Origin of the sequence: Pontibacter vulgaris, from assembly GCF_022758145.1 — a bacterium.
GTDB classification, from domain to species: Bacteria; Bacteroidota; Bacteroidia; order Cytophagales; family Hymenobacteraceae; genus Pontibacter; species Pontibacter vulgaris.
Map to the genome: position 1 here is coordinate 1 of NZ_JAJVDH010000003.1, position 26449 is coordinate 26449.

At 40.2% G+C, this 26449-nt stretch carries 20 protein-coding genes; 17 read left to right on the forward strand and 3 right to left on the reverse strand.

Annotated features, from left to right (window positions below; genetic code table 11):
• Positions 1–100: 100 nt before the first annotated feature.
• The 14 genes from LWP20_RS05415 (at position 101) to LWP20_RS05480 (ending at position 18602) form a co-directional block, all read left to right on the forward strand.
• Positions 101–1393, forward strand: a complete 1293-nt coding sequence (locus LWP20_RS05415; RefSeq protein ID WP_242927105.1) for a lipopolysaccharide biosynthesis protein — start codon at positions 101–103, stop codon at positions 1391–1393.
• A gap of 16 nt (positions 1394–1409) precedes the next feature.
• Complete coding sequence (locus LWP20_RS05420) at positions 1410–2615, forward strand: glycosyltransferase (RefSeq protein WP_242927106.1); 1206 nt, start codon at positions 1410–1412, stop codon at positions 2613–2615.
• Between the two features lie 14 nt (positions 2616–2629).
• Positions 2630–4465 (forward strand): asparagine synthase (glutamine-hydrolyzing), encoded by a 1836-nt coding sequence (gene asnB, locus LWP20_RS05425; protein WP_242927107.1) that lies wholly within the window; start codon positions 2630–2632, stop codon positions 4463–4465.
• Positions 4466–4473: 8 nt separating this feature from the next.
• Positions 4474–5550 carry a non-hydrolyzing UDP-N-acetylglucosamine 2-epimerase gene (gene wecB / locus LWP20_RS05430; RefSeq protein ID WP_242927108.1) on the forward strand — a complete coding sequence of 359 codons (1077 nt, stop codon included), beginning with the start codon at positions 4474–4476 and terminating at the stop codon, positions 5548–5550.
• Entirely contained in the window at positions 5550–6671 is a 1122-nt protein-coding gene (locus LWP20_RS05435; RefSeq protein ID WP_242927109.1) for a glycosyltransferase, read from the forward strand. Before wecB ends, LWP20_RS05435 begins: the two co-directional genes overlap by 1 nt.
• Complete coding sequence (locus LWP20_RS05440; protein ID WP_242927110.1) at positions 6671–7981, forward strand: hypothetical protein; 1311 nt, start codon at positions 6671–6673, stop codon at positions 7979–7981. The genes LWP20_RS05435 and LWP20_RS05440 overlap by 1 nt, the downstream gene beginning before the upstream one ends.
• Positions 7941–9026 carry a glycosyltransferase gene (locus tag LWP20_RS05445; protein WP_242927111.1) on the forward strand — a complete coding sequence of 362 codons (1086 nt, stop codon included), beginning with the start codon at positions 7941–7943 and terminating at the stop codon, positions 9024–9026. The genes LWP20_RS05440 and LWP20_RS05445 overlap by 41 nt, the downstream gene beginning before the upstream one ends.
• Before the next feature lie 40 nt (positions 9027–9066).
• Positions 9067–9771, forward strand: coding sequence for a class I SAM-dependent methyltransferase (locus LWP20_RS05450; protein WP_242927112.1), 705 nt, complete (start codon positions 9067–9069; stop codon positions 9769–9771).
• Positions 9771–10883, forward strand: coding sequence for a glycosyltransferase family 4 protein (locus LWP20_RS05455; RefSeq protein WP_242927113.1), 1113 nt, complete (start codon positions 9771–9773; stop codon positions 10881–10883). Before LWP20_RS05450 ends, LWP20_RS05455 begins: the two co-directional genes overlap by 1 nt.
• Positions 10861–12102 (forward strand): O-antigen ligase family protein, encoded by a 1242-nt coding sequence (locus LWP20_RS05460; protein ID WP_242927114.1) that lies wholly within the window; start codon positions 10861–10863, stop codon positions 12100–12102. Before LWP20_RS05455 ends, LWP20_RS05460 begins: the two co-directional genes overlap by 23 nt.
• A gap of 7 nt (positions 12103–12109) precedes the next feature.
• The gene (locus LWP20_RS05465; protein ID WP_242927115.1) at positions 12110–13492 is read left to right on the forward strand and encodes an undecaprenyl-phosphate glucose phosphotransferase; all 1383 of its coding nucleotides are present in this window, start codon (positions 12110–12112) and stop codon (positions 13490–13492) included.
• 93 nt (positions 13493–13585) lie between these two features.
• Entirely contained in the window at positions 13586–14983 is a 1398-nt protein-coding gene (gene hisS, locus LWP20_RS05470) for a histidine--tRNA ligase (RefSeq protein ID WP_242927116.1), read from the forward strand.
• A 3-nt stretch (positions 14984–14986) separates the two neighbouring features.
• Positions 14987–16501, forward strand: coding sequence for a histidine ammonia-lyase (gene hutH, locus LWP20_RS05475; protein ID WP_242927117.1), 1515 nt, complete (start codon positions 14987–14989; stop codon positions 16499–16501).
• Positions 16502–16646: 145 nt separating this feature from the next.
• On the forward strand, positions 16647–18602 hold the full coding sequence (locus LWP20_RS05480) for a T9SS type B sorting domain-containing protein (protein WP_242927118.1): 1956 nt from the start codon (positions 16647–16649) through the stop codon (positions 18600–18602).
• Positions 18603–18681: 79 nt separating this feature from the next.
• Here LWP20_RS05480 and LWP20_RS05485 read toward each other — a convergent pair whose 3' ends face one another.
• Positions 18682–20526 carry an SBBP repeat-containing protein gene (locus LWP20_RS05485; protein WP_242927119.1) on the reverse strand — a complete coding sequence of 615 codons (1845 nt, stop codon included), beginning with the start codon at positions 20524–20526 and terminating at the stop codon, positions 18682–18684.
• Positions 20527–20642: 116 nt separating this feature from the next.
• The gene (locus tag LWP20_RS05490) at positions 20643–22436 is read right to left on the reverse strand and encodes an SBBP repeat-containing protein (protein ID WP_242927120.1); all 1794 of its coding nucleotides are present in this window, start codon (positions 22434–22436) and stop codon (positions 20643–20645) included.
• Positions 22437–22917: 481 nt separating this feature from the next.
• Here LWP20_RS05490 and LWP20_RS05495 point away from each other — a divergent pair, with 481 nt between their 5' ends.
• The gene (locus LWP20_RS05495) at positions 22918–23253 is read left to right on the forward strand and encodes a YbaB/EbfC family nucleoid-associated protein (protein ID WP_242927121.1); all 336 of its coding nucleotides are present in this window, start codon (positions 22918–22920) and stop codon (positions 23251–23253) included.
• Positions 23243–24265 (forward strand): glycosyltransferase family 2 protein, encoded by a 1023-nt coding sequence (locus LWP20_RS05500; protein ID WP_242927122.1) that lies wholly within the window; start codon positions 23243–23245, stop codon positions 24263–24265. The genes LWP20_RS05495 and LWP20_RS05500 overlap by 11 nt, the downstream gene beginning before the upstream one ends.
• Here the strand turns inward: LWP20_RS05500 and LWP20_RS05505 are convergent.
• Positions 24260–24478, reverse strand: coding sequence for a PspC domain-containing protein (locus LWP20_RS05505; RefSeq protein WP_242927123.1), 219 nt, complete (start codon positions 24476–24478; stop codon positions 24260–24262). The two genes, LWP20_RS05500 and LWP20_RS05505, sit on opposite strands and share 6 nt — an antisense overlap.
• 136 nt (positions 24479–24614) lie before the next feature.
• On the opposite strand from LWP20_RS05505, the gene LWP20_RS05510 reads away from it, so the two are divergent.
• Positions 24615–26396, forward strand: a complete 1782-nt coding sequence (locus tag LWP20_RS05510; RefSeq protein ID WP_242927124.1) for a tetratricopeptide repeat protein — start codon at positions 24615–24617, stop codon at positions 26394–26396.
• The last annotated feature ends 53 nt before the right edge of the window (positions 26397–26449 follow it).

Below are 26449 nucleotides of genomic sequence, written 5' to 3' on the forward strand. Positions count from 1 at the left end.
TTGATGTACTGAAAGGAAGAAATACCATTACCACCAATGCCCTTGAAGGACTAAAAGTTGTGGAGATGATTGAAAGAATTTATGCTATTAAAAGCAGCTGATGTTGTTACAAACTTTACAGAAAAAGTTAGCCAATTCTGATTTTTTTGGAAATGTTGCAAAATTAATGGCAGGAACAGTTATTGCTCAATCAATAACTGTTCTGGCTTCCCCCCTTCTTACAAGAATTTATAGCCCCGCTGATTTTGGTGCATTTGCTCTCTTTAACGCTGTAGTATCGGTGGTATCTGTTATAGCTACTGGTCGTTATGACATGGCTGTTGTGGTTGCAAAAGATAAAAAACAAGCAGTTAACATAGCAGTACTCACATTTATACTTATCTTATGCACATCATCTCTTTTTCTACTATTATCTTTATTATTTAAAGATAATCTTACACAGGTCATGGGAGATGCCCATCCTGTGCTGTTTATCCTGCTTTCAGTTATCACGATTGTCTTTGCAAGTTCTTATCAGCTGCTCTCGTATTGGGCCAATAGAGAAAAGGATTTTGCGATACTGGCTAAAACTAAAGTAGCTCAAAATCTAATTAATGTCATCTTAGCTCTTCTTGTAGGATATTTTTTGAATAATAGCTACGGCCTGATGATTGGATTAATGGGAGGAACTGCTTCTGCCTTTTTTTTAATTATATTGAAGAATGCACATGACTTCAAGCTTCTAGCAAAGGAAGTAACCAGATCCAGAGTTCTGTTAGTATTTAAACGCTACAAGAACTTTCCAAAATATTCAATGCCAAGTTCTTTCTTAGATACATTCTCAAGCCAAATCCCAATTTTTTTTATAACATCACTGTTCGGGCAGGCACTTGCGGGTCATTTTGGTTTCTCTTACAGGATATTGAGTATACCTATTGCTTTGGTAGGTTCAAGTATCGCTCAAGTATTTTTTCAGAGATTTTCAGATGAATACAGAAGTAAAGGAGAGCTTAAAAATTTAATTTACCGTACATGGGTAACCTTAGCTATATTTGGGGTAATTCCATGCATAGTTCTTCTATTGGCCGGTCCATTTTTATTTAAATTTATATTTGGTGCAGAATGGGTAACAGCAGGTGAAATTGTAAAGTACTTAGCAATTATGCAGTTTTTTGTACTTATCAGTTCACCTACAAGTACTGCACTAGTTGTTTTCGGAGCACAAAATACGGCTTTTCTTTTCAGTTTATCCAGTGCAATATACAGGCCAGCAGCTTTATTCTTAGGTTATTATCTAAATGACTTTTATACTGGCCTACTTATTTATGTTCTGCTTGAAGTAACGCAAATTATTTGTTACAACATCATCATCATTAGGCACTGCAATAAGATTCAGAAAGAAAAAATGCTCTAAGTTTCTATTGAATAAAATGAATATTTTTGTAATCCCTTCTTGGTATCCAAGCGCTTCTAATCCTATAGCTGGTATATTCTTCAAAGAACAGATAGAGTTCCTGGCAAGTTGTTACGCGGAATACAAAATTGGAGTAAGTATATGGGGGCAAAACGATCCCAAATTACAAATAACAGTAAAGAATCTATCAAACATAGTAAGCGTGATTCTTCATTTGTCAAAGGAGAAGAAAAGTAAAAAGAAGCTTTCGAATAACCTGACAGAATACTACTCCCCCGCATTTACAGTAAGTCACAAGTTAGGAGGAAATATGAGCAAGCTTATTAAGCTTAACAAAGCTCATTTTAATCAATTTAAAAAGAGTGTAGGTAAAGTAGATGTAATTCATGCACATGTAAGTTATCCTGCTGGTTTCATAGCGATGAAGTTAGCAGAGGCTTATGATGTCCCATATGTTATAACAGAACATATGGCTCCATTTCCTTTTCCTCAGTTCTTAACTAAAGACGGTAATCTTCATAAAAGTATAAAACTACCCCTCTCGAAAGCTAGTAAACTTATTGCGGTTAGTCCAGCATTGGCTGAAACTATTATAGATTACGGAGTTAAAAGGCCGCAATACATACCTAATGTGATTGACGAAGACTATTTTAGGCCTATACCTTTGCCGCACAAAAGAAAGGATTTCATTTTCTTTACATTATGTCTTATAAGTAAGCAAAAAGGTATAGATGATTTATTACAAGCATATAGTGAAGTGATAAAAGTTTACCCCAATACAAGATTACATATTGGTGGAACTGGTATTAATATTGATTATTATAAAAATTTAGCCTTAGAATTAAAAGTAGAGAAGAATCTAACATGGCTTGGCCAATTATCAAGAAGTCAGGCAAAAATAGAATTTAATAGTTGTAATGCTTTTGTATTACCGAGCCATTTTGAGACCTTTGGCGTTGTTTACGCAGAGGCTTTGGCGTGTGGTAAGCCAATTATAGCTACCAAATGTGGAGGCCCAGAGGCAATCGTAAACGAAACAAATGGACTGATAGTTGAAGTAGGAGATATAAAAGCTATCGCAGAAAGTATGGTAAGAATGATTGAAGAATACTCATTGTTTAATCCACAAGCCATCCGCGCTGACTTTGAGAAGAGATTTTCTAAAAAAGCAGTATTACCACAAATTATTAATGTTTATAAAAGTATCATATGTGCGGTATAAGTGGTATAGTTAATTTGACAGGAGAAACTACAGAACCTGACTTAATTAAAAAGTTTACAGATATAATATCACATCGGGGACCAGATGATGATGGATTTTACTTTTATAATAATATTGCACTAGGTCATCGGAGACTTTCAATACTTGATCTAAGTTCTGCTGGGCATCAACCAATGCCGCTAGGTTTAAAGTATACAATAGTATTTAATGGTGAAATATATAATTACATTGAAATAAAACAGGAACTTATAAACTTAGGTTATAGCTTCGCCTCAGGCACAGATACGGAAGTCATTCTTGCAGCTTATGATTACTGGAAAGAAACCTGCGTAAGTAAGTTTAACGGGATGTGGTCATTTGTTTTACTTGACAAAACTAAAAACACACTTTTCTGCAGTCGAGATCGCTTCGGAGTTAAGCCATTTTATTACCGAATTACTAAATCATACTTTGCGGTTGCTTCAGAAATAAAGCAGTTTACTACTCTTCCGGACTGGGAAGCTGTTCTGAACAGAAGTAAGGCCATAGATTTTATTAGCCGTGGTATTTTCGATCACACAGATGAGACATTATTCAATGGCGTTAAACAACTTAAGGGAGGTCACAACCTGACCTTTAACCTTCAAGACTATTCATTTATAATTGACCGATGGTATAATTTGGGTTCAGCTATTAAGCCTTACCAAGGCAACTTTGAAGCTGCTAAGGAAGATTTTAAAAAGCTTTTCCAAAGTGCTGTCAAATTAAGGCTACGGTCAGATGTGAAAGTAGGCTCCTGTTTGTCCGGAGGTTTAGATAGTACATCGATCGTTTGTACTGTAAATGAATTACTTCGTCAAGAAAACAAACAGGATATACAAGAAACAGTAACAGCCTGCTCTCACGAAAAGAAATACGATGAGCAGGTTTTCGCTGATAAGGTAATTAAAGCCACTTCTGTCAAGGCTCATAAAGTTTACCCAGATCTAGATGAGCTTTTTTCTAAATTGGATGAGTTGATCTGGCACCAGGATGAGCCTTTTACTTCTTCAAGTATATTTGCACAATGGAGTGTATTTAAGGAAGCACGCAAGAATAATCTCATCGTTATGCTCGACGGGCAGGGAGCCGATGAATCACTTGCTGGATATCCCCCGTTTCATGATGCATACCTGACAGGCTTGCTAAAACAGTTAAATTTTGCTCAGATCTTAAAAGAAACGCAAAGTCTGCGGCTCCTCAAAAACTATAATGTAGTTAAAAGGTGGCAGTTTTTGCTCAAGTTTATCTTACCTCAGGTTATTGCAGATAAGTTAGCTTCCAACTCTAACAAATTTTTGTCTAAATCAGCAAATGAAGAGAAAGCCAGGTATAAGCCGGTTTTTAAAGAGGATTTAAAGGAGATGTCGCTCGACCAACTGCTAATTTCTAATTTGCCGATGCTTCTCCATTATGAAGACAGGAATTCTATGGCCCATTCCATTGAATCAAGAGTACCTTTCCTGGACTACAGGTTAGTTGAGTTTATTTTGAGCCTGCCGGATAATTATAAGATAAATGAAGGCCAGACAAAGTATATCATGCGTGAATCTCTGTCAGATATTCTTCCTCAAGAAATTAAGAACAGACATGATAAAATGGGATTTGTTACTCCTGAAACAATCTGGATCCAAAAAAATGCTGAACAGGTAAAGCAACACCTGCAAAGTGCTACAGAAGCTATGGAAAGTTTAATTGATAAAGAACAGGTCCTAACCTCCTTCGAAAAGCTTGTGTCCAGTAATATAGACATCAATATTGGGTCTGTTTTCTTCAGGATATTAACTTTGCACCGCTGGCTATTAAAGTTTAATGTAAAAATAGCAGCCTAATACTTTATATGAAGATTGTAACGGTAATTGGCGCAAGGCCTCAGTTCATAAAAGCAGCAGCAGTAAGTAGAGCTTTAAAGAAATACTCCGCAATAGAAGAAATAATTCTACATACTGGGCAACATTTTGATGAAAACATGTCAAAAGTTTTTTTTGATGAGTTAGAAATACCTGCTCCTAATTATTTTCTGGATGTAAATGGTGGTGGCCACGGAGTAATGACCGGCCGTATGCTGGAAAAGATTGAAGAAATCTTACAGGTAGAACAGCCTGATTTCGTACTTGTTTACGGAGACACCAATTCTACTTTGGCAGGGGCATTAGCTGCTAAAAAATTACACATAAGAGTAATACATGTTGAAGCAGGTTTACGCAGCTTTAATATGAGAATGCCTGAAGAGGTAAACAGAATTCTTACAGATAGAATATCTGACCTGCTCTTCTGCCCCACTGATACTGCAGTAAATAATCTTCATAACGAAGCATTTGAAGCTTTGCCGGTTAGGATCATTAAGAACGGTGATGTAATGCAGGATGCTGCTATTTACTATCAGCAAAAAATAAGTACAAAAAATAGTATTAGAGAGGCACTTAGCCTTGACAACTATATTTTAACTACTATTCATCGTGCTGAGAATACAGATGATCCTGAGAGACTTAAAAATATAATTGACGCCTTAAATGAGGTGAATAAGCTTCACCTGGTTGTGCTACCATTGCACCCCCGGACAAAGAAGATACTTGAGACACAAGGTATAAAACCGGAGTTCATGATCATTGAACCTGTAGGCTATCTTGATATGATACAGCTCATTACTGGGGCTAAACTTATAATGACTGATAGTGGTGGTCTGCAAAAAGAAGCCTTCTTCTTTAAAAAGAACTGCGTAACACTTCGTGATGAGACGGAATGGGTAGAGTTGGTTGACAATGGTATGAATATACTTGCAGGCAGTGATAAACATAAAATTGTTTCTAGCGCCCAGAAGTTGCTAAATCATACTTCTGATTTTAGCTTGGACCTTTATGGTGGGGGTAAAGCGAGTGAACTGATTGCTCAGGAAATTCTGAACTACGCAAATTAATGAAAATAGCCTATTTACTATCTTGGGAACTTGGTAAACAAGATGGTGTAACCAAAAAGGTATACACTCAGGCAGAGCAGTGGCTAAAGGCCGGGCACGAAGTACGTATCTTTTGTATTAGTAAATCAGTTTTTACCCCATCTGATAAGGTTCCGACATTTATAGTTATTCGAAAATCAAGTAAAAATATATTTTCTGAATTCTCTCATATTAGCAAGGCCTATAAGCAGATTAAGGCTGGATTGCAGGACTATAGTCCTGATATCATTTACCACCGCTCCGAAATCTACCAGCCAGAGCTAAAACAGATCATGACCAGCTATCCTACTGTTGTTGAGATAAACACCAATGATCTTACAGAATTCAGGGAGCTGGCAAGAAAAAACTTAAAAGGTAAGATCCGATATATTTACTACAATATAATCAGAGACCAGTACTTTTCAAGAGCAGCAGGTTTTTGTTGTGTAACAAATGAAATTGCTTCGCTAAAGAGCTTTACTAAATATAGTAAGCCAATAGAAGTAGTACCCAATGCCCTAAATCCCGATAAATTCAGGATTGAAAATAATTCCGGAACATCAAGTATTCCTAAGCTTCTTTTTATGGGATCTCCTGACCAAAACTGGCATGGGGTAGATAAAATATTAACATTGGCTAACGCAACTATCGGAGAACTTCAGATCGAAGTGATCGGGCCTGAAAAACCTAAAAATATTAGTCTCCCGAAAAATATCAATTTTCATGGCTATCTTAAACAAGCAGCCTACGAAGAAGTACTCAAGACCTGTGACATTGGTATTTGCTCCTTAGCATTACATAGAAATAAAATGGATGAAGCATGTCCTCTAAAAACCAGGGAATATCTTGCTTATGGGTTACCTATAATTATCGGGTATAAGGATACAGCATTTTATGAGTCTAAACCTGAATGGGTACTGCAGCTGGAAAATAACGAGGATAACATTAAAAATAATATAAATAGAATTGTATCTTTTTCTAAAACGTATAAAAATATAAGGGTAGAGAAGAAAGAGATATCAAAGTATATTGACACTCAGATATTTGAAAAGAAAAGATTAGATTTTCTAGAGAATATAATTCATCCTGTAATAAATAGCTAATGATGCTAACAGTAAGTAAGGCTATTTTTTATCTATTTTTATTATTACCTATTTCTTTTAAATTAGAAATAGGTAAAGGTGTATCTTTTTATCCTCAGGAACTGATTCTTCCTTTTTTAATACTCTTTTTATTCACTAAACAAGTAAAATCACTCACAAAAAACTCTTATCCTTTTATAATTTATCTGGCTGCTTTAGGAGTCGTTTTTATTTCCACTCTCATCTCTCAGCTTAGCATTTTAGATTTAACAGGATTGCTTAAAACAGTTAAGTACATCCTATACATCTTGGGCATCATTCTGGTATCAAATTACTCGTTCGAAGGTTTTACAAAAAAATTTAACAAGGTTGCTATACTTTGCATTGGCTGTACTTTATTAATTTACTTGTATAACCTTTTAAATTTTAACGGCTCATTATCAGACTTTGTACACCTTTCAACGTGGGATATTAATTACGTACCTTCTGGTTTTTCTAATCTGAACTTAAATATATTAAGTTGGGAATTTACTAGATCAACTGGTAACCATGGAGTTTATGGTTCCTACCTAGTTTTGGTGTATATCATCAACTTAAGTATATTGTTGGAAGGCAAAGCTACAAAATTCAACAAGCTACTAATTATGCTTTCCCTTCTGAATATGTTTATGATGACCTCCAGGGAGACGCTCCTTTTGTTTCTAATCGTTAACCTGCTTTTCTTTTTTAAGCCCCTATTGAATCTAAAATTAAAGTTAAGCTACATATATGTTGCTTTGTTCTTTATTGCCGGATTAACTTATCTCATAGTTTATGATGTAAACCTTAGCTTAATCCAAAAGCTGAATCATACAATAAAATCTTTTGGTGAAACAGGAGGAGAAAACAACATCTCCTTGAGATTTGGTGTCTGGCACCTTATACTTTATTCCTTTTACTTATTCCCTATTTACCTTTTGCTTGGTTACGGATACAATACTCCCGTTTTTACAGAGTTTCTTACTTTAACAAATAACCACTTTAACTTATACAGCACCTTTGTTACTGTACCTGAAAGTTTATTCTTTTTCTTTTTGGCTTTTGGAGGAATTATAGCTTTAGTGCTTATTTTGCTTTTCTTTTTTAGTATAGCATGGGAAACCTATAAAATCAGGAAAATATCAATTATTGCTGAACTACTTCTTTTTTTCATTTTCGGTCTTTTCGTAACAAACAATACAGGTGGCTCTATTCTATCAGATATGCTATTAGCACAATTTGCACTTGTATATTTCTGGGTACACAATTTTTATGGCCAAGCAAAACATATTGCTCATAACTGTCAGAGCTGATCATGGTGGTGGTCCGCGACATGTAGATCTTCTTATCAATAACATTACATCAAACTACAGAATATTTGTAGCATGCCCGGCTGATAAACCTTATTTTGAGGAGTGGAAGGGAAATAATGTTGTGGAAGATATATTCCTGCTACCACATCGAAAGTTTAAGTCAAAGTATTTAATCAAGCTAGCCAATTACATTGCTGCAAACAATATCACAATTGTCCATTCTCATGGCAAAGGTGCAGGGGTTTACGCTCGTTTGTTAAAATTATTTAACGCTAACCTTAAGGTGATACATACTTTTCATGGAGTACATACCATGAATTATGGGTCTGCAGCCAGAAAGGTCTATCATGTATATGAGAGGATAGCTAATAAACTTACAGATAAGTTTATCAATGTATCATACGGGGAGCGTGATATCTGCTTAGCAAATAAGTATCTAACTCTTGACAAACAGGTTACTATTTATAATGGTGTGCCTGATTTAGCTGCTCTAGATATAGAAGATGATCCTTCACATAAACAAAAATTCAGAGTAGTTACACTCTCACGGTTTGATATTCAGAAGAACATGCACCTCGCTTTTGAGATCGCAAAGCTACTGCAGTCTAATTCGGGTATTGAATTTTTATGGGTGGGTGATGGCGAGGATAAAGAAGCGCTAGAAAGAGAGGCAGAAAAAGAAGGTATAAACAACATCATCTTTACCGGATTTTCAAAAGAACCTGAAGTATATTTAAAATCAGCACACTTATACTTATCTACTTCCCGCTGGGAAGGTTTGCCCCTTGCTTTGATTGAGGCTGCCTCTTTAAGTATACCTATCGTCGCCACAGATGTTACTGGTAATAATGAGGTAGTACAAAATGGCGTAAATGGCTATCTTTATGAGCCTAACTCACCTGCTGCTGCAGCAAAAAGAATTCTTGATCTTTCGCTTGATAAAGGAACATACAAGTCGCTTGCCATTAATTCACGGACTATCTATGAAAATTATTTTACAGTAGATAAGATGGTAGCAAGTACAGAGCAGGTATATAATGGCTGAAAGTTGCAAACAGTAGTCTTTAATAGCTATATTACCTGCTATGATAGATAGAAACCTGAATTACGGAAGAAATATTATAGAAAGGTACCTCGCTTCGGAAGGAGATAGACCAAAAGTTATTCTCGATTTAGGTGCAGGCCAAGGAGCTGATATACTCATAGCACAACGCGTAAACCCGTCGGCATCTTTACATGCTGTAGAATGCTACGGCCCTTATATTGAGATATTAAATTCAAAAGGAATTCAGGTACATTCCCTTAACATCGAGAGTAACCCTTTGCCTTTTGATAATGAGTCTGTTGATGTTGTGATAGCAAATCAAATACTAGAACACACAAAGGAAATATTCTGGATTTTCCATGAAGTAACAAGAGTATTGAAGACAGGAGGCAAATTCATTATTGGCGTTCCTAATCTTGCATCCCTTCACAATAGAATTATCCTTCTATTTGGCATGCAACCGACAAGCCTGAAGAATAATAGCGCTCACGTAAGGGGCTATACCTTACCAGACCTTAAAAAATTTGTTCATACTTGCTTTCCTGAAGGCTACAAGCTTTCCAATTTTGCTGGAAGTAACTTTTATCCGTTCCCTCCGGTAATAGCCCGGCCATTATCATCTCTTTTTCCGAGTATGGCATGGGCTATATTTCTGATGCTGCAAAAAAATAAATCGTACACCAATGAGTTTCTGACTTACCCAATTAACCAAAGGTTAGAAACGAACTTTTATTTAGGCAATTAGTGAAAACAGCTATAGTTCACGATTGGATTCCCCTGATGGGTGGTGCTGAGAAAGTTCTAGAGGGCTTGCACCGTTCTTTTCCCGGCGACATTTACACTTTAATAAAAAATGATGAAGCAATTAAGGATACTTACTTTGAAAAGTGTCAGATAAGTACATCGTTTATACAAAAGTTACCATTTGCTCGGAACAAGTACAGAAATTATCTGCCGCTCTTTCCAATGGCAGTGGAACAGTTTGACCTGACTAGTTACGATCTGATCATTTCTTCATCCTATGCTGTAGCCAAGGGAGCATTGACCAATTCAAATCAGTTACACATCTGCTACTGCCACTCTCCTATTCGTTATGCCTGGGATTTATACAATCAATATCTTGATGAAGCAAATCTAAAAAGGGGTGTTAAAGGCTTCATTGCCAAGATTATCCTGCACTACATCCGGCTATGGGACTCTTCTACCGTAAACCGGGTAGATCATTTTATTGCAAATTCTAACTACATCGCCCGGCGAATAAAAAAAATTTATCATCGTGAAGCCACAGTTATTTATCCACCCGTAGATGTAGATAAATTCACCCTATATCTGGAAAAGGAGGATTTTTATCTTACAGCTTCACGTATGGTTCCATATAAACGCATCGACCTTATTGTAGAAGCATTTTCTCAGATACCAGACAAAAAACTTGTTGTTATTGGAGATGGGCCTGATTTCAAAAAGATTAAAGCTAAAGCAGGACCTAACGTGCAGCTCTTAGGCTTTCAACCCTTTGAGGTATTGAAAGATCATATGCAGCGGGCAAAAGCTTTTGTGTTTGCTGCAGAAGAAGATTTTGGAATAACACCAGTAGAGGCGCAGGCTTGTGGAACACCTGTAATTGCTTTTGGCAAAGGAGGCACACTTGAGACTGTGAGACCAGAAACAGGTGTATTTTTTTATGCACAAAATTGTGACAGCTTAAAAGAGGCTGTAAATACTTTTGAGAAAAACGCTTCATCTTATAATTATGCAGCTATTAGAGAAAATGCAGAGAGGTTTAGTAAGCAAAATTTTCTAAACCACATTAGGTCTTTTGTTGAATCACGATATAATGAATTCATCCAGCAATCCTGAAATTACAGGTCATAAATTTTATAGTGACAGCTTTAGTTATTTAATATATGCCTATGCTGTTTTGCTTCCGTTGCCTAATAATTTAAAATCTGTTGGTCTGATTTCTATTGGATTATTCTGGCTGGTAATAACTGTAATTTGGAGAAAGGACTATTCATTTACTAGCATATTTGATTATACAGTATATAAAATGCTAGTTATATACTTTCTCTTGCTATTATTATCTGTATTCGTTAGTTCTGACAAACAAAAAAGTTTTGATTATATCGTATTAAACTTATCAATAATACTTTTACCAATAGCAGTATATAAAAAGCTAAACGAATACCAGATAAGACTAACTACTTATTTTTTCATTATAAGCTTAACTATTTTATCACTAATAGCTTATTACATAACCTATGCTGATTACTTTCACTCCTTTGCGGTAAATTATACAAATCTTAAGAATTTAGACTGGGCATATTTTTGCTTTGTTCTACCAATTTCAGTCGATTTTCACGCTCCTTACTTTAGCTTGTATATGTGTGTTGGTCTGTTACTACTCATAAAAGAGTTGACACAAGCAACTTACAAGCATAATGTAACATCTTATTTTATATTGCTATTAACTTCATTATATTTTATAATATTTATAGCCCTTCTATCCTCACGTACAGCTTTTATTGCAACTATTTTTGTATTAACTGCCATTACAGCTTATTTACTCATAAAGAGAAAAAAGTATTTTATTACTATTTCATTGATCGTCTTAATCACAATAACTGCCTTATTTTTAGCTAAGAGTGTGCCATACTTATCGGAGAAATTGTCAACAATGGCAGGCATGGAAGACAGACTAATAATGTGGAAGGCAGCACTAACAATTTTTAAAGACAATCTACTATTTGGAGTCGGAACGGGAGATCGAAGTGCAACACTTGTTGACTACTATCAACAATTCAATTTTGTTACAGGATTTGAGAACAGCTATAATAGTCATAATCAATATTTGGATATAGCAGTAGCGATGGGATTACCTGGTATAGTTAGCCTTATAAGTATTTTTCTTTCAATGATCTATTTTTCCTTTAAAAAGAGTAATTATTTCTTATTAGGATTTATACTTGTTTTTGCTATTTGCTGTATAACCGAGTCTTTATTATCCAGACAAGCTGGTGTAGTATTATTTTCGTTTATAAGTGCTATATTTAATTTTTCAAATAAAGAAGCCTCTTAAATAATATATGCCAGGCCTTTACTCCAGATACATAAAACCTATACACGCTATAGGAGATGCAGCTGCAATTGTACTCTCTTCTTTAGCTGCATATGGATTAGTAAAGGGTGAAGTTTCAACGTTTTTTACCGCACGATATTTAGAATTACTACTTTATTCTTTATTAGCTTGGTTTGCTTGTAGTTCGTTATTAGGCACCTATAAATTTTATAGAGTAACAACAATATTAAGAGTATTTATAAATGCGCTTAAAGTTGTTTTACTGTATATTCTGCTAATTGAAGCGACACTTAATGTCATAGATTCTAACCAAATCCCACGAAAGTATCTCTTATTGCAATACTCTTTATTGATTTGCTTAGTTTTAATTTGGAGACTCACTGTCATTGTATCCCTGCGCTATTACCGAAGAAAAGGCTATAACTACCGAAAAGTGATTATAGTTGGATATAATAATGCGGCCAAGGACTTAAAACATTTCTTTAAACTTCATCCGGAACATGGCTATCGATTTTTAGGTTATTTCGACGACAAACAGACTGAAGATAAGAATGTTATAGGTAAAATTGCGGATATCGAGAGGTTTATAATTGAAAACGATGTAGATGAAATTTACTGTTGCCCATTTGAGATAAAACAAGAACAAGTAGTACGACTTATAGATTTTGTCGATAATAACCTTATAAGGATGAAGTTTCTTCCAGAACCAGGTGGTTTCCTATATAAAAATTTTAAAGTAGATTTTTACGATATGCTACCTGTCCTGATTTTCAGGCAGATTCCTTTAGATGATGCTATTAACAAAGTTTTAAAAAGGGCTTTTGATATTTCATTCTCTTTACTGGTAACATTATTTATACTTTCCTGGCTCCTTCCAGTTCTTGCTTTACTTATCAAACTTGATTCAAAAGGGCCAATATTTTTCAAACAGGAACGCTCCGGCATCGATAACAAGGTTTTCAAGTGCTGGAAACTGCGTACTATGTACGTTAATTCAGAGGCGAACTCAAAACAGGCCCAACGTAATGACTCACGCATAACGCCAATTGGTAACTTCCTGCGCAAGACAAGTCTTGATGAGTTGCCGCAATTCTTTAATGTACTATTAGGCCAAATGTCTGTGGTAGGGCCACGCCCGCACATGCTCAAGCATACACAAGAATACGCCATTGCAGTTGATAAATTTATGGTACGCCATTTTGTAAAGCCTGGCATTACGGGCCTATCTCAAGTGAGAGGTTTCAGAGGCGACACCAGCGAAACATATCAGATGCGTGGCCGGGTTAAGCTGGATATCTTCTATCTGGAGCATTGGTCATTCTTCCTGGATGTTAAAATTATTTATTATACCATATATAATATGCTTCGTGGCGATAACAATGCCTTCTAGGTCAATTCATCTAAAGCATCCCGCGCCTCATTTTATACTATAATATCCCGCATTTGCTCCGGTTTTAGTAACTTCGCCTGCAAAGTTTAAAGCATGAGCAAAGAGAAACCATCTATACCAAAAGGAACACGCGATTTTGGCCCTGCCACAGTGGTCAAAAGAAACTATATTTTTGGCGCAATCAAGCGCACATTTGAGAAATTTGGCTACCTGCCGCTCGAAACGCCAGCCATGGAGCAGCTATCGGTGCTAACCGGTAAGTATGGCGATGAAGGCGATCAGCTTATCTTCAAGATCCTGAACTCCGGAGACTTTTTATCTAAAACTACAACCGCTGATATTGAGCAGGGTTCAAAAAACCTGACACGTAAGATCTCGGAAAAAGCACTGCGCTACGATCTTACGGTTCCTTTTGCCCGTTTTGTGGTAATGAACCGCAACGAGATCACTTTCCCGTTCAAGCGTTACCAGATACAGCCAGTTTGGCGGGCCGACCGTCCGCAGAAAGGCCGCTACCGTGAGTTTTACCAATGCGATGCTGATGTGGTAGGCACGAACTCTTTACTGTGCGAAGCCGAAATTGTACAGATGATCGATGAAGTACTCTCAACATTAGAACTCACTGATTTTACCATCAAGATAAACCACAGAGGCATACTGGCAGGTATAGCCGAAGCAATTGGCGAAAAAGGCCGCGAAGGCGATATCTGCGTTGCCATTGATAAGCTGGATAAAATTGGTAAGGAAGGGGTTCGCAAAGAACTGCTGGAGCGCGGTATTTCAGAAGATGCTGTTGGTAAACTGGAGCCGCTTTATACCTTGGAAGGCTCGAATGAAGAGATTCTGGCACAACTGCAAACTATACTTGGTAACACAGAAGAAGGCCAGCGCGGCCTGAAAGACCTGCACGAAGTATGGAATTACCTTAACAACTTGGGCAGCTACGCACTTATTACACAAAACCCGTCTGGCAATCCGCGTCTGCAACTCGATGTAACGCTGGCCCGTGGCCTCTCCTATTACACAGGCTGCATTTTCGAGGTAAAAGTGAATAACGTGAGCATGGGCAGCATCAGTGGCGGTGGCCGTTACGATAACCTGACCGGCATGTTTGGCTTACCTGGTGTTTCGGGTGTTGGCTTCTCGTTCGGTGTAGATCGTATCTATGATGTACTGGAAGAACTGGAGCTTTTCCCGGCAAGCAGTGAGGTTGGCACTAAAGTGCTGATCGTGCAGTTTGACAAGGAAAGTGAAAACTACGCATTGCCTTTGCTGCAGAAACTGCGTGATGCCGGCATCGCATCGGAGCTGTACCCCGAAAGTGCCAAACTGAAAAAACAGATGGGTTACGCAGATCAAAAGAAAATCCCGTTCGTGATGTTGGTAGGTTCTGAGGAAATGGCTAGCGGTAAGTTAAAGCTTCGCGATATGCAGACTGGCGAGCAGGACGAACTATACATCGATGATATAATTGCGCAACTGAAAGCATAAAACATGAGCCACGTACACCACATCTCCAGCCAGCACCTTAGCCTGGAGCAGATCGAAACCATTATCTCGCAAAAGTATACTTTGGCATTGTCGCAGGATGCGGAAGAGCGAATTGTACGTTGCTTTGAATACCTGAAGCAGAAAATGTCGCAGACAGATAAGAGCATCTATGGCATAAACACTGGTTTCGGTTCACTTTACAAAAACAAGATATCGCACAACGACCTGGAGCAACTTCAGATTAACCTGATGATGTCGCATGCCTGCGGTACCGGCGATGAAGTGCCAGCTGAAGTTATAAAGCTGATGTTACTGTTAAAGATACAGTCGCTGGCTTACGGGCATAGTGGTGTGCAATTACAAACCGTTAAAAGGCTTATCGATTTTTATAACCGTGATATTTACCCGGTAGTTTATCAACAGGGCTCTTTAGGGGCCAGTGGAGATCTTGCCCCGCTTGCTCACCTTTGCCTTCCGCTTATCGGCTTAGGCGAAGTATACTACCAAGGGTATAAACTGGCAAGCAAGCATGTACTGGAAATGTTCAGCTGGGAACCTATCACCTTGAAAGCGAAAGAAGGTTTAGCTTTATTAAACGGTACCCAGTTTATGAGTGCTTACGGCGTTTTCAGTATTCTGCAGGCAAAACGTCTTTCTAAACTTGCCGATACGATCGGGGCGCTGTCGCTGGATGGTTTTGATGGCCGTATAGAGCCATTCAGCCACCTTATTCACCAGATACGGCCGCATAAAGGGCAGCTGGAAACCGCCGAAACTATAAAACAGTTGCTGGAGGGCAGTGAGCTTATAGTTGCAGAGAAAAAGCATGTGCAGGACCCTTATTCTTTCCGATGCATACCGCAGGTGCATGGCGCGTCTAAAGAGGTGATCAGGTATGCCGAAGAGGTTTTTACAACTGAAATAAACTCCGTTACCGATAACCCGAATATTTTCCCGGAGGAAGATGAGATTATTTCGGGCGGAAACTTTCATGGTCAGCCACTGGCTATGTCTATGGATTTCCTGGCCATTGCATTGGCCGAGCTTGGCAGTATTTCGGAGCGCAGAACCTACCAGCTTATTTCCGGATCTCGCGGCTTACCGGAGTTCCTGGTAGCTGAGCCAGGCTTAAATTCCGGGTTTATGATAAGCCAGTATACCGCCGCATCTATTGTCAGCCAGACAAAACAGCTTTGCACGCCTGCTTCCATCGATTCTATTCCTTCCTCAAACGGGCAGGAAGACCATGTAAGTATGGGAGCCAATGCAGCAACTAAACTTTACCAGGTAGTACACAACGTGGAGCGTGTACTTGCCATAGAACTGATGAATGCTGCACAGGCCATTGAGTTCAGAAGGCCTTTGCAAACCTCGCCTGTGCTGGAAAAACTTGTAGCTGCTTTCAGAACAAACGTACCCTTTATTTCTACTGACAGGGTGTTACATGATGATATCATGCAAAGTATAAACTTTCTGAAAGTATACCGGCCGGAGTTGGCCTTGAGCACAGAAGTATAAACCAATACAGCAAAAAACCAGAGGCTATACTTGCACCGGCAGGTATAGCCTTTTTTGTAACAGGCTGATAAACTTTTGATGATACTTTTATTCTGCTGCGGAAAGGAATATATTCGTAATGGTACACATCTAACAAAGTAAAAACTTGAAATACCTGCTGTTCATATTGCTCTTTACTTTAGTCTGGCTTTCAGGTCCGGTAAAAGCTGATTCAGGCAACTGTTTCAAAGCTATCCAGCAAAGTATGGCCGTTGATGTGATCTGTGTTAACCAGCCTGTTTCGTTTCAGGATTGTTCTTCGGCTCCCGGCCAAAAGCCTATTATTTTTTACTATGTCGGACCCGAGAAATTTGACCCCAGAAACTATGATCCGGCTAAATACTTGACAGGTTCTGCCCCCTATACTTTTAGCCAGCCCGGTAAATACATCATCACCCAAATTATAAACAGAGGCAAAGTAGATCAGAACGGGCAGGTAGTAACTGAATTTTATGAACGGGAGCTGGAAGTAAAAACCAACCCGAGACCAATATTTTCTGTAGGACGGTGCGCTAACAGGCAGATCCGGGTGACCATCACCGATAAAACCTACGATAACTATACCTTGAAATTTGGCAGTGCGGCTGCACAGGCTGTGCAATCCGGTCAGCAACTGACTTATACTTTTAACACAACTGAACCTCCTGAAATTATACTGACAGGTACTTACACCAACTCCGCCTGCAGTAATAGCATGCCAGTTGAGATCAAAGCGTTTTTGCCTGAACTCCCCAAACTTGTTTTCACAGAACTCATCTTAAACAATGAAGACACAACCAACGGAAGTATAAGTATAAATACCGGGAAACTCGAACCGGGATTTATTTATGTGCTGGAGCAGGCACAAAATGGCAGCAGTACATTTTCTACGGTGGATACGCTGCGCAATGTAACTGATGTTACTACAAGCTATACTATTAATAAACTTAACACAGCGCAGCCTGCCTGTTTCAGAATTAGGGTTACAGATGCCTGCAGTAGCTCTGGTTCAACATCCAACATACTTTGCACAGTTAATTTAAAAGCAACAGCAGCTGATAAAGAAATTAAACTAGATTGGCCCTTAAACCCCATTCCGGTTACAGGGTATGAGCTTTATGATCAGAGCAAGCTGATAGCGGCGCTGCCGGCCTCTGCCAACACCTATACAGCTAAAAACCTGACCTGCGGCCAGAATTACTGTTATAAGCTCAAAGCCATTAAGCCCGGAGGCTATACTTCAACTTCTGCACAGGTTTGTTTAACCGCCACTTCTACCACTACTCCTGCTGCACCTTACCTGCTCTCTACTTTTGATCTGGATAACCAGGTAGTCCTGGCCATGCAAGCACCTCAGGACCAAAACGTAAAGCAGGTAGAATTGCAGCGAAGTATAAACGGAGCTTCCTATCAGGTTTTGCCAGGTGTTCAGCAATTCCCTTACACCGACAAAGTCACAGAACTCCCTAAATCAGTTTGTTATAAGGCCACCTATAGTAATGCCTGCGGCCTGACTTCTATTGTCAGTAACACTACCTGCCCGGTTATACTTTCAGCCCGGCAAACTACAGAAGGTGAGGTTATACTTAACTGGACGTCTTTTACAGGCTTTAAAGACGGCACGGGTGCTTATACGTTAGAGTTACTGACTGAGGCAAGCACCATACTTACAAGCTACCCGGTTACTGGAAATAACTACACCGACAGGAGCTTAAATTATTCGGAGCAGATGTTACGCTACCGCATTAAAGTTGTTTCTAAAAGCGGAGCCGCTACTACTTTTTCCAATATTCAAACTATTAAACAGGAAGTGCAACTGCATATTCCAAGTGGTTTTACACCAAATAACGATGGTCTGAACGATGTTTTCGAAGTTAAAGGCAAATTTTACAGGGAGTTCAGCATCAGGATTTATAACAGCATGGGCCAGGTAGTTTATACTTCCAGCGATGCCACAGCTGGCTGGGATGGAATGTATAACGGCCGTAAAATGCCTGCCGGTGCCTATACTTACGAAGTAAACGTAAAGGCAGAAGACGGCACCTTTAAGCGCCGAACAGGTACTGTTACACTTATTAGGTAGAGTTTATACTTTTACAATCACAAAAAAGGAGCTTTCGGTTTAAAGAAGCTCCTTTCTTGCATACAAACTTTTTATACATTTACCTTCTGAGCATCATCTTTATACTTTGCGTGCTCTTTCCATTTATCAAGCGGGCGATATAAATGCCTGGCTCCAGCTGCGATCCATCAAACTCATACTCGTACACCTGCCCTAGCTGCACTTTGCCTGCGCTTATTTTTTTCACTGATCTACCTTTCATATCCAACACTTCCAGTTCAAAATCCCCTTCCTGCTGCATGGTAAAGCTCAGGGTGGTTTTGTCGGAGAAAGTGTTAGGATAGTTATAAAAATGGCTTGGTTCTGGGACAGCTATCTGGTTCAGGTAAACTGACGTTGCCGTCAGAACATTACGTGGATTAATGATGATCTGGCCTTTTCCGATGGCAGGCTGTGTTGTTGTAAGATCATAAATATCCCCAGCCTCCGGGAAGTTATCATACACGATAGCATTTCCTTTGTCCTTATTCCAGATACTGATGCGCAGCCTGTCTCCTGTATCGTTCTTGCTTTTGCCTCCGGCATCAATTACTGAAGCTATGAAGCCGTAATTTCCCTTCCCATTAATCGTGCCTTCCCCGAGCCAGATTGCCTGATTCTGCTTTATAACTAACCACGCCAGTGAACAACTCCGGAAGCTGCCTAGACTCTGTAAGTTATACAGCGTCTGACCTTGGGGAGTGAAGCTGTTTTTAGTGCGGTAGCTTACATGAAAGGCAAACTGAGCTTTGCCAGCCGTTTTCATCAGCGGATAAGACCTTTGTGGAGAATCTATTTGTCCGGCTCCGGTTACAATACCAGCATTAGGATCATAGATCACCATCCACTGCTGATAGTTTTCATTGTCTGCTCTAAGGCAACTATTGCTCAGGTTAAGACCTATCTTGTAAATGCCTGCCTCCTGGTAAGTATGTTTTCCGGTAACGCGGGTAGTGTTACTGATGTAAGCGTTGAAGGTGCTATTATCTCCCCAGCTCCAGCGCACAGCATCGGCAGCAGTTATTACCTGGTTCGGGAAAATAGCTGTGGTTTTAATAGGTTCTCCAACTTTTATTGCATGAGGAGGTAGGTATAGATTAACCCGAACAGGCTTATCGCAGGCAATAGCCCCCTGGCTATACTTGATTGTCAGGTAATCTTCAGGTTGATAATAAGTTTCCTGATAGCCCGTAACTTCGCTGAGAGTAGCTCCTGCTACATAAAGGTTATTGTTATCATCAAGTGCTATCACAGTAGGTGCGCTTAAGACTCCACTTTGCGTCTGCCATATCTTTTTACCTGAAGTATCATACTTCATAGTAAGTATCTTGTGGTTACTGGAAGTAGTTATGTAGATATTACTACTTGTATCCAATCTCAAAAACCCTCCAGACTCACTTGAAAATCTCCTGTAATATAAAGGGTTAGAGTCTGCCACCACCCCTGTCTTTTTAACCCAGAGCTGAGCCCCTCCAGCATCATACTTTACTATAGTTACCTCATTTTTCAGCGTATCACCATCGCTTATACCTGCTACATATACATTACCTGCATCATCAACAGCAACTGAGTACGCTATATCAGTGCTGTCTCCTGTCCCATTATATCTTTGCTCCCATACTAGCTTTCCTTCCGGATCATACTTTATGGTCAGGTAATCGGCATCAGAATACAAAATATTGTAATCTACATCTGTTACTATTTCTGTTAATTTTGATGTTTGGCCTGTCAGGTAAATATGTCCGTCCACACCTAAAGTCATTGCTGTCAATCTATTAGAAATAGTGCGGTAGTTTTCTTCTCTTGCAACCCACTCTTTAGTGCCACCTGCTGTATACTTTATTAATATAAAATCATAGTCACTTATTGATTCTTCAGGATCTCCATTATTTCCTGTCCCTGCCACATATATGTATCCACTTTTATCAACTTTAATATCTCTGGCAGCATCTGGATTACGATGAGGTCCATCATAAATATCGAACCAAAGCTCCTCTCCTGATGGTGAGTACTTTACAGTAACTATGTCGGACCAGCCACCGTCGTAATTCCAGTTATAATTACTACTGTTACATAAATATTACCGGAATCATCTAATGCAAGGGCTGCTGCACCTGCAGCGTCATACTCTCCACCCCAATAAGCAACCCACTGCTGCTGCCCCCTTGCTGTGTACTTAATAGTTACATACTTAACTATATCCGCATCATCATCCGCACTATGGCCAGTTACATATACATTACCACTTGCATCTACCTCTATATCCGCAGCATGATCATCATCACCTGCAGGTCCATCATACCTGGCCACCCAAAGCTGTTGCCCTTGCGGCGAGTATTTTATAGTTACAAAATCGTAATTGCCATCTCCCAAGCTAGCACCTGTTACATAAACATTGCCAGCTGTATCAACCGTCATTGCCGTTGCTTCGTCGCTGCTATCACCTGCACTGTCGTAACGTAGTTTATATCTTTGTGCCCCTGATACAGCCATATAAAGAACAATTGTATAATCAGCACTTACTTCTGAGCTAGTTCGTAGCATCCAGCCTGCAACATACAACACGCCATCACTATCGATTGCCATGTCAAGTGAACGATCTTCATATATGCCGCCGGAACGAGTTACCCATATCTGCTCACCGCTGCTGGCCTCATACCGGATGGTTGCATAGTCAAAAGATGATTCGATTCCCTCGCTCCAGCCTGTAACAAACACACCTCCTTTGTTATCAATCTCTATGTCAGTGGCATGATCTTCTCCATTAGCCAGACCATCATAGCGTTGTGCCCAGGTTTGCGCTCCTGTGGCTGCATCATAACGTACGGTAGCATAATCAGAACTGGCAAAGGTATAAGGCTCTTTTATACTAGAACCTGTAACATACACACCTCCGTTTTCATCTACAGAAAGCGCAGCTGGGCTATCCTCATAGTTTTCTCCGCCATCGTAGCGACTAAGCCAGGTCTGGTTGCCGGTGGCTGCATCATATCGTATAGTAGCGAAATCCCTGGTAGGCCCTTCACCTTCTCTTTTTTCGCTGGATCCTGTAACGTAAACACCGCCTTTGTTATCCACCGCAACATCTACGGCAGCTGCAAATCCACTTCCGCCAGCACTTGTACGCACATCCCATACCTGCTTACCTGTGGCTGCATCATAGCGTACAGTAGCAAAATGTTCGATAGAGCCTGGACCCCAACTGCCACCAGCCACGAAAACGTTACCAGCATTATCCACAGCAATGGCATTGGCACGGTCATCGGTAAACTCATCACCAGAGTCATTCCCGTTGTAGCGGCTCTCCCAAACTTTGGCACCTGAAGCAACATTGTATCGGAGCGTTACAAAATCATCGCTTCCTTCTACACCTATTTTCCCGACCCAGCCAGTCAGGTATATTCCTCCTAGATTATCTGTAGCAAGATCTGTTAATGCTATAAAATCTGGTTGTTCATGCTGATAATCTATAGCCCATACCTCTGCTCCGTCAGCCGAATTATACTTCACCAGATGTGCCTGCCCATTTCCGGTAGCAGCCACATACACTCTGCCACCTGAATCTAACACTATGCCTACAGGTATTGTATTCGCTTTCTTAAGTACAGCCAGCCAAAGTTGCTCTCCGGAAGGTGAATATTTGATTGTATGAATGTTTTGCTTTAATGTACTGTCGGTGCTGGTACCAGTAACATAGCTATTACCTTCTGCATCTACAGCCACAAAGTATGCTCTATCATTAGTTGGCGCTGCCGCTGCTTTATACTTGGCAGCCCATTCTTCAGTAACATTCTGAGCCATTATTTGCAGCGGCATAAAAAGGCAACTTAACGAGAAAAGGAATAACTTAAATTGAAGTATGAAATAGTAAACAGTTTTATTCATAATAAATGGTAAGTATGGTGATCTGTAACATAATAAAGAGCCAGAAAGCCACGTGAACTAAACACAGTTGGTGTTAAAGCATTCATGCAGCAGCATGAGGACCAGTTAAGTCCTTGTGGGAAGGCGTAGTTTTATACTTGCGAGGAGATTTCAAGCCACGATAGACGACAAAAAAATTTCTTTAGCTATATTTACGCTTTAAATAGTTATATTGACCATATTGCTGTAAATGCAACCTCAAAATTTAGTTTAGGTAAAGTATAAGAATGCGGAGGCAGAAGATTAAGGGGGTAAAAGTATAAAGTACAGTCAAACCCATTACTCTTTATACTTCAGCACACATACTTAAAAAGAAGCATGTATATTTGTACCATGGCTGTTTTAGCCGATTTAACCTTAAAAAGAAGACACTATGTTTGATATGTTCGGCATGATGGGCAAGATGAAAGAGGTCCAGGCAAAACTGAAAGAGGCACAGGATAATTTGCAATACATAACGGTAAGCGCTGAATCGGGTGCCGGTTTGGTAAAAGCAACTGTAAACGGTCAGCGCAAACTATTGAAGATAGAGATAGATGAATCGCTAATGAATGCCAGCGACCGCGACATGGTAAACGACCTGGTAGTAGCTGCCGTTAATAATGCCATGCAGTCTGCCGCCGAAAAGGCCCAGGAAGAACTGAAAAAGCATACGGAAGGCTTACTGCCAAACATCCCTGGTTTAGATTTAGGAAGCTTTGGATTATAATACCGGCCACACGGCCATTGTTATACTTAACTGGAACGGGCTGCGCTTTCTGCAGGAGTTCCTGCCATCGGTTGTGGCCAACAGTGCCGGCTGCGAAGTAATTGTAGCCGACAATGCTTCTACCGATGGTTCTCTTGCTTTTCTGGCAGATCACTTTCCGCAGGTGCGCATCATCCGGAATAACGACAACCTGGGCTTTTGCGAGGGCTATAACCAGGCGCTGAAACAGGTAGATGCAACCTATTATGTACTCCTGAACTCAGATGTAGCAGTAACACCGGGCTGGGTAAATCCTATAATCGAGCTAATGAATGCCGATGAAAGTATAGCCGTTTGCCAGCCAAAGATTAACGCGCAGCAGCACCCTGATTTTTTTGAATATGCTGGTGCAGGTGGTGGTATGATTGATAGCCTGGGCTACCCTTTTTGCCGTGGAAGGTTATTCGAAACGCTGGAAGAAGACAAAGGCCAGTACAACGATGTGCAGGAAACTTTCTGGGCTACGGGTGCCTGTATGTTTGTGCGGGCTAAAGTATACCACGAGCTCGGCGGCCTGGAGCCCGAGTTTTTCGCTCACATGGAAGAAATTGACTTCTGCTGGCGCGCCAAAAATGCAGGCTATAAGGTAATGTATAACGGCTTTAGCCAGGTATACCATGTCGGCGGCGGAACTTTACATAAATCAAATCCACGCAAAACATACTTAAACTTCAGGAATGGACTGGCGCTCGTGTATAAAAACCTGCCCACTTCAGAGCTGGTACCAACTATAACTTTACGGATTATGCTGGACTGGCTGGCTGCTTTCAGGATGCTACTGGCCGGGCAGACTGCCGATGCACGCGCCGTGCTGGATGCCCATACCGACCTTTTACGCAAAAGCAATTACTGGCGCAGCCGCAGAAGAGCACAGCAGCCCAAAGGCAATTTTGTAAATATGGCCGGTGTTTTTAAAGGCAGTATAGTATGGGAGTATTTTGTGAAGCAGAAAAGAACGGTGCAGCAACTATAAATCCCAGACCGTGCTTCGTTCGCGGCGCAAACTCTTTTGTACGTTCATCCAGAAGGCCAGCACAAAGTATAAAAGTACAGGCGAGCCAAATGTAAGGAAAGAAACATATATAAATGAAAGGCGGATGCTGCTCGTTGCAATGCCGAGTTTCTCGCCCAGCATGGTGCAAACGCCAAAAGCCTGAGATTCGAAAAAGTACTGTATCCGTTTCATGGGTGATGTGTTTTTCAACTTTAAAATTAGTCATTTCTCCTGCTTAAGTCAAAAGCAAAAGAATGGGCAGACGATACACTATAACGTGCAAAAGCAGCCAAAGTATACTTTACATACGGCCTAACCTAAAAAACCGATGATGCAATCGTATAAAAAAGCTACCCGCCCCTGGTTAGTGCTAGCCATTATTACAACTATTACAGGCACAGGTTGTACCCTGCAGCGCATGGTGCGGCAGGCCAAAAAGCAGGAAATAACAGTTTTGCCAAACCCCTTAATGGCTAACGGCGAAAAAGTAAACTTTGAACTCAAAGCAACTGTACCAGCCAGCATCATCAAAGATAATTACCGCTATAAACTGGATGTATACTATGTTTATGGCACAGAAGTGCGTGAGCAGGTAGGTGCCCTTAATTTCGAGTTCGGGGAATTTATATATGAAAAAGGACGGCCAAGTATAGTTAAGCAATTCGACTTCCCGTACGCACCAGCTAAAGACAAAGGAAAGCTTTACATACAAGGCACAGCTATTGATAAGCGAAACGGCAGGTTAAAGTATACCAAACCAGCCCTAATCGCATCAGGGCTTATCACGACGCCGTTGCTGCTGGTGCGCAACAATAACATTCAGCTAGTTCCGGATTCGTATAAAGCTGACCCAACTGCGCCGGCTATACTTCCTTTTTACTTTGAGCCGGAAGAAACCAAATTACGAAGCTACCTGGGCTCGAACCTGCAGGTGCTGGACCAGTATATTTTAGATAATGTAGCAACCCAAACTATAACCATCAAAGCCAGCCAAGCCCCCGATGAGTATTCAAAAAAAGTAGCTGAAAAGCGAGCATCCACTATTAAGGAATACTATCAGCAAAAAGTACAGACACTTGACTATTCTGGTAAAAAAGTAACTATAAACACAACCTCTGCCAAAACCGACTGGAATTTGCTGCTTGCAAAACTACAGGTATCTGCACTGCCTAAAACCCAGCTTGATGAAGTTGCAGACATTATTACCGGCAAAAGCAGCGATGCCGAAAAAGCAACCGCACTGGAAAAAACAGAGGCTTTTGATTACCTGCAACAGTATGTATACCCGGCTATGCGCTACGCCCAGGTAACTATAAACTATAACCGCGAGCGCAAATCTGACTATAAATTATACTTGCTGGCTAAAAAAATAGCAAACCAGGAAGCTGATGCAGATGTGTTAACGGAGGAAGAACTACAATATGCAGCCTCACTAACCCCGCTCCTAGCCGAGAAGAAAAAGCTGTACGAAGCTGCCGTGCAAACCACCGATAAATGGCCAGCCTACTATAATCTGGGGGTAATCTATGTTGAAATGGCTCGGAAAGACCATCGCCCGAAAGCCCGGCAAGCACTGCTTGCTCGTGCCATTCATAACCTGACCTACGCCGGTTTCCGAAACCCGACCGCTGAAGTATACTATAGCCTGGCCAGTGCCCACCATGTGCGCGGTAACAAACTCGAAGCCTTGCAATACTATGATTATGCCCTGAAATTGGGAGGCTCACAGCAAATTTTACAACATACGTTTGCCGACAAAGCTGCATTAGAAATCGAAATCGGCCAGTACGACGATGCCATCGAAAGCCTGCGCCATGCCGGCGACAGTTACCAGACAAACATAAATTTAGGGTTGAGCTACTTGCTGAAAGAGAATTATGAAGGGGCAGAACAATACTATAACCGCGCGCTGGAGCTGAAACCAAACGATGCCCTTGCCCATTACAGCCTTGCATTAGTAGGCGCTCGAACCCGCCAGGAGCAAATGCTAACCGAAAATCTGCGCAAAGCGGTGAACGCTGACAGAACCTTTACACAAAAGGCAATCGAAGACATTGAATTTGGCAACTACCGCGGCAAGTCCGCTTTTGAAGATGCCCTTTCGCGTTAAAACTCCGGCAAAAACTAAAAGCACATTGCATTTTGAAAGACTTATCTTAATTT

What these genes read in the sequence shown, in the direction of transcription:
- LWP20_RS05415 (WP_242927105.1), top strand. Translation starts at nt 101, where the DNA reads ATGTTGTTACAAACTTTACAGAAAAAGTTAGCCAATTCTGATTTTTTT.
- LWP20_RS05420 (WP_242927106.1), top strand. Translation starts at nt 1,410, where the DNA reads ATGAATATTTTTGTAATCCCTTCTTGGTATCCAAGCGCTTCTAATCCT.
- wecB (WP_242927108.1), top strand. Translation starts at nt 4,474, where the DNA reads ATGAAGATTGTAACGGTAATTGGCGCAAGGCCTCAGTTCATAAAAGCA.
- LWP20_RS05435 (WP_242927109.1), top strand. Translation starts at nt 5,550, where the DNA reads ATGAAAATAGCCTATTTACTATCTTGGGAACTTGGTAAACAAGATGGT.
- LWP20_RS05440 (WP_242927110.1), top strand. Translation starts at nt 6,671, where the DNA reads ATGATGCTAACAGTAAGTAAGGCTATTTTTTATCTATTTTTATTATTA.
- LWP20_RS05445 (WP_242927111.1), top strand. Translation starts at nt 7,941, where the DNA reads ATGGCCAAGCAAAACATATTGCTCATAACTGTCAGAGCTGATCATGGT.
- LWP20_RS05450 (WP_242927112.1), top strand. Translation starts at nt 9,067, where the DNA reads ATGATAGATAGAAACCTGAATTACGGAAGAAATATTATAGAAAGGTAC.
- LWP20_RS05460 (WP_242927114.1), top strand. Translation starts at nt 10,861, where the DNA reads ATGAATTCATCCAGCAATCCTGAAATTACAGGTCATAAATTTTATAGT.
- LWP20_RS05465 (WP_242927115.1), top strand. Translation starts at nt 12,110, where the DNA reads ATGCCAGGCCTTTACTCCAGATACATAAAACCTATACACGCTATAGGA.
- hisS (WP_242927116.1), top strand. Translation starts at nt 13,586, where the DNA reads ATGAGCAAAGAGAAACCATCTATACCAAAAGGAACACGCGATTTTGGC.
- hutH (WP_242927117.1), top strand. Translation starts at nt 14,987, where the DNA reads ATGAGCCACGTACACCACATCTCCAGCCAGCACCTTAGCCTGGAGCAG.
- LWP20_RS05490 (WP_242927120.1), bottom strand. Translation starts at nt 22,436, where the DNA reads ATGCCGCTGCAAATAATGGCTCAGAATGTTACTGAAGAATGGGCTGCC.
- LWP20_RS05495 (WP_242927121.1), top strand. Translation starts at nt 22,918, where the DNA reads ATGTTTGATATGTTCGGCATGATGGGCAAGATGAAAGAGGTCCAGGCA.
- LWP20_RS05505 (WP_242927123.1), bottom strand. Translation starts at nt 24,478, where the DNA reads ATGAAACGGATACAGTACTTTTTCGAATCTCAGGCTTTTGGCGTTTGC.
- LWP20_RS05510 (WP_242927124.1), top strand. Translation starts at nt 24,615, where the DNA reads ATGATGCAATCGTATAAAAAAGCTACCCGCCCCTGGTTAGTGCTAGCC.